The organism is Maritimimonas sp. 2210JD6-3 (assembly GCF_056591795.1).
In genome coordinates this window covers 1-323 of sequence record NZ_JBWQOJ010000115.1, presented here as the reverse complement: position 1 = coordinate 323, position 323 = coordinate 1, and the positions used below count along the sequence as shown (strand labels likewise).

Here is a 323-nt window from a genome sequence, read left to right as displayed (position 1 = left end):
AGTAAGTTCAGAGAGTGAAGTTGAAGGTACAGATTTAGTTCATACCGTTGGCGTTGTAGAATCTACTTCAGATGAGACGTATCCATTTGTATTGGCAGACAATACAACCAGTGGATCAGACTACATCTTACCACCAGTATTTAGTAATGGTGTTACGTATGATGCTGTTTCAGGTACGATTACGGTACCAGCAGGGGTTACGAGTTTTACAGTTACGGTGGCTACGGTTGATGATGTTCTTGTAGAATCAGATGAAGTTTATGATTTAACGATTGGCGGTATTGCAGCTACAGGTACCATAGAGAACAATGATACACCGGCTA

General features: G+C 41.2%; 1 protein-coding gene. It reads left to right on the top strand.

The genetic code is table 11. The features are described 5' to 3' along the window. Nucleotides 1-323, top strand: a 323-nt coding sequence (locus tag AC1EUY_RS16195; protein ID WP_480196591.1) for a hypothetical protein, incomplete at both ends; no start/stop codon positions are given.